At 34.5% G+C, this 4210-nt stretch carries 2 protein-coding genes; both read left to right on the top strand.

The genetic code is table 11. From position 1 onward, the window contains the following. Window positions 1-528 precede the first annotated feature (528 nt). Complete coding sequence (locus tag E1171_RS05985) at window positions 529-2901, top strand: tetratricopeptide repeat-containing sensor histidine kinase (RefSeq protein WP_187696290.1); 2373 nt, start codon at window positions 529-531, stop codon at window positions 2899-2901. A 274-nt stretch (window positions 2902-3175) separates the two neighbouring features. Next, entirely contained in the window at window positions 3176-4054 is an 879-nt protein-coding gene (locus E1171_RS05980; RefSeq protein ID WP_155205059.1) for a response regulator, read from the top strand. The last annotated feature ends 156 nt before the right edge of the window (window positions 4055-4210 follow it).

The following is a 4210-nucleotide window of genomic DNA, read 5'->3' as shown; positions in this document are numbered from 1 at the left end:
CCTCCCTTTTTCTACTTTCTCTTCGAATATTAATTTAAAATTAAAACTGAAATGATTAATACCTAAATTGTATTTTAGCTACTTTTGAAAGTTATATGAGCTTAAAAAAGTCCATTTGCGTTGAAAATAACTACCCTGATCCCTAATCCATTAATGTAGATCAGCTGAGAAATTTTCTATTTTATAAATATGGGGACCTGAGTCAAGGAGAAGAATTGACTCATTAAGCTTATTTACGATTATGGGAAAAATGTGACGTAATATTGTGTAGGGGAATGTCAAAGCTTTTTTATTTGAAATTGCCAGCCGGTTTTTTTGGATGAGAGAAGTTACGAAAAGGTAGTGTGATCCTTTCAAAAAGAAAATCCTACCAATGGTGGCAGTGAGAATCCTCAAATTTTCTCCAAGTATTTAATTTTTTACGACATTTAGGGTCATTCGAGATAATTACCAATGCTTTTATATAATTTCTTTAAACAGTTAAAATTCCATCTCTCGGTTATAGTAATACTGTTATTAATCAACAGTATGTCCTATGCGCAAAGAGCAGAGATTGATAGTCTTGAACAAGTTCTTACTACCTACGAAGAACAGGACACGCTCAAAGTGAAAATATTGAATAGGCTAAGTTTCCTCTATAATAGAGTGGATTCTAAAAAGGGTATAGCTTATGGGGAAGAAGCGATGCCATTAGCCGTTTCACTTGACTTTACAGAGGGAATTGCTCAATCATACAATTCATTGGCAACCAATTATTGGAATAATGGAGAGTTGAAGGTGGCAGAAGAGTATTATAAAAAGAGTCTGGTATTGAAAGAGCAATTGGGAGATCGTAAAGGGGCTGGGATCACTTTAATAAATCTTGGCGTTGTTTACCAAGATCAACATAAATATTCTCAGGCTTTGAGCATTAACAATCAGGCGCTGCTTATTATGAGAGAAGTAGGGTTTAAAGCAGGTATAGCTAGCACGTTGAACAACATGGGTATAGTAAACAAGCTTATGGGAGATTACCCCGCTGCTCTTAATTATTATTTGGAAGCGTTGAAAGTAAGTGAATCTATCAATTCCAGGAATGGTATAAGTAATCACCTGAATAATGTTGGTCAGATTTATTTGAAAATGAAAGAATACGACATGGCGCTTGATTATTTTCAAAGGGCTTTGAAGATAAGTAAAGAGGTAGGTAACAAACGAGGAGAAGCAATAAGTACTTATACTATTGGCAAAGCTTACAGTTCTATGGATTCGGTTGGTTTGGCCATTCAATATTTTGAAAAAGCAATTAAGATTAATAATGAGCTCAATCGAAAGAAATCAGTAGTAGAGAGTCTAAAACATCTTGGAAATTTATATCGTGATAATGGAATGTACAAAAAAGCTCAAGAACACTATAATAAGGCATTGGCAATTTGCATAGAAATAGGCGATAAATATAAGCAAGTTGATGTCTTAAGTGTTATGGCAATTCTTTTTGAAAAGCAAGGTAAACATGAAGAATCTATCAAATTTTTGCTCGATGGATTGAAATTTGCTCAGGAAATAGAATCCCCAATTTTGGTTAATAGAACCAGCAATACCCTTTCACAAAACTATAAGGCACTAGGAGATTTTGAAAATGCCTACAAATATCAATCATTAGCAATTGTTTCAAAAGATTCTCTTTTTAATGAAAAGAAATTAAAGGAATTTGTGCGGTTAGAATCAGAATTTGAGGCAGAAAAAGAAAAGCAATTACTTATTGCAAAGCAGGAAAAAGAGGAGTTGTCTTTAAAGAATGAGTTGAAAAGACGACAAGTGTTTCAATATGCTTCCATGGTGGTTACTATTTTATTCCTACTGCTGTTTTTTAATTTCTATATCAGCTTTCGAAGGAAAAAAAGAGATAATGCACTTATTCAACGGCAGCACTTGGAGATATCCCAAACTGCGGAGAAGTTAGAAAAACTAAACTATAATCTGAAAGAATTATCTGACTTCAAAGAGGGGTTAACTCATATGATTGCCCATGATATGAAAAACTCTCTTAACGTCGTTCTTGGTCTTTCTGCAATTGACCCTTCCGATAAAAAAATGCTCAAGATTGGTCAGGCAGGGAAACTGATGCTCAACTTGGTTACCAACATGTTGGATGTTCAGAAGTTTGAGGAATCAAATGTATCCCTCCATTTGGAAAGACATAGTTTGAAACATCTTATAGCAGAGGCACGAGCACAAATTGAGCTATTGCTACAAATGAAAAGCTTAAACCTTGAAATCAATGTTACCAACCAGATATATTTCAAGGTAGATGAAGGTATGATGGTACGAGTTCTTGTTAATCTTTTGAGTAATGCAATCAAATATTCAGCCGTTGGAGACACTATTAAGGTAGGAGCTTCTACTAGTGTTGATGATGATGAAAATGCATATTTACAGTTGTCCGTAAAGGACGAGGGCTTTGGCATATCAAAGGAAAAGTTACCTCACATTTTTAATAAATTCTGGCAAATGAACGCAAAACCATCAGGTCATTCAGCCTCTACAGGCTTGGGTCTTACTTTTTGTAAGTTCGCAGTTGAGGCTCATAATGGAAAAATTGAGGCTGAATCTGAGAAAGGATTGGGGACAACGATTCATATTACCCTTCCTATTGAATTAGATTTTCTAGAAATTGCCAAGGAAACTGAAGAGCGATCTTTGAGTGATGATGTTGTTAATTTGATCCTTGAAAAGGATAAAGAAATTATTTCCAATTATGTGAATGAATTAAAAGGGTTTGAGGTTTTCCAGGTGGGACAACTCCATGCTATTTTCGAGCGTCTTGAAAAGGAAGATATTACTTCCAAATGGAAGGAGGATATCCGTGCGGCTGTTTATCAGGGTGACGAGAAAAAATTCAAAAGGTTATTGGAAATATAAGCAAGAGCAGTATCGCCTATTTTTTGATAGAAACCTTTAGGACCATGTACCTATGTGCTGAAGTGTTTTGTGTAAAATAAAAAAAGACAAGCTCTTAGTAATTACATTCCTTTTGGAAACACGGCCTTTAGAAAAAATCAGACCACATTTTATGATTGATTGATGTTGGAACTATGAATTTGAGTTTCATACATGAATGCTTATTTTTGGGACTTGTCATTAAGGAATGTTACTAAATTTTTAATTTTATATAAGATTTATTTTTAAATATTAAATGAGCGAAGTTTTTGAAAATTTTAGTTTACTCGTTGCCGATGATGATTATCACAATGTAGAAGTTATTTTATCCTTTTTAAATGGTGAAACCGATGAGGTTTATTATGCCCCAAATGGTAAAGTAGCTTGTGAATTGGCTAAGAAAAAAAAACCAGATCTTATCATTATGGATTGGCAGATGCCAAAAATGGATGGGATTGAGGCCATTAAAATACTCCAGTCTTCAAATGAAACTAAGGAAATACCCATTATTGTTGCTACAGGGGTAAAGACGAGTGTAGAAAATCTTAGCGAGGCATTAGAGGCTGGGGCAGTGGATTATCTAAAAAAACCATTTAACCCTATTGAATTTAGAGCAAGAATTACCTCTACGCTAAGGCTAAATAGGCAACATGAGCTTATAAAAAACCTTCTGGAGCAGGAAAAGATTTACGTCCAGCAGGTCCTTGAACATAAAGAACGTGAATTGGCCAGTATGGCAATTTGTGATTTTCAGAAGACAACTTTGCTAAATGAACTCTTAAAACAGCTAAATCGTCTGGACAAAATAACTAAGTATGTTTACGCAACAGATATTAAGTCTATTGAAAAACAGCTAAAAGCACAAATAGATCTGGGACAAAGTTGGGATACATTTAAGCTTCACTTTGAAGAAATGCATATTGGATTTTTTGAGAGCTTAGATGCTAGCTATCCTTCCTTGACTTTGAAGGAACGGAAACTTTGTGCTTATATAAAAATGGGGATGGGTAATTTTGAAATATGCCAAATGACGGGGACCTCAGACGATGCACTTCGTAAAGCCATTAACCGACTGAAAAAGAAACTTGGGCAAGGGCCAAAAGATGATATCAGGAAGTTTTTATTCGATTTGTGATGTAGGCATAAAGCCAAAGCAAAATGCTGTTTATTTGTAACTCTAATTAAATTCACTTACTATTTTTTAGTCTTTTATTACCCATTAAAGCTATTTAAGATGCCTTTGAAAGGCTAGAATTGAGCTTAAGGGTGTAACAAGTTTTATTCTTAAGCA

The sequence above is a fragment of the Xanthovirga aplysinae genome (genome assembly GCF_009711365.1).
GTDB lineage: Bacteria > Bacteroidota > Bacteroidia > Cytophagales > Cyclobacteriaceae > Xanthovirga > Xanthovirga aplysinae.
Note: the sequence above shows the minus strand (reverse complement) of the source record. Positions and strands in the feature narration are given on the sequence as shown.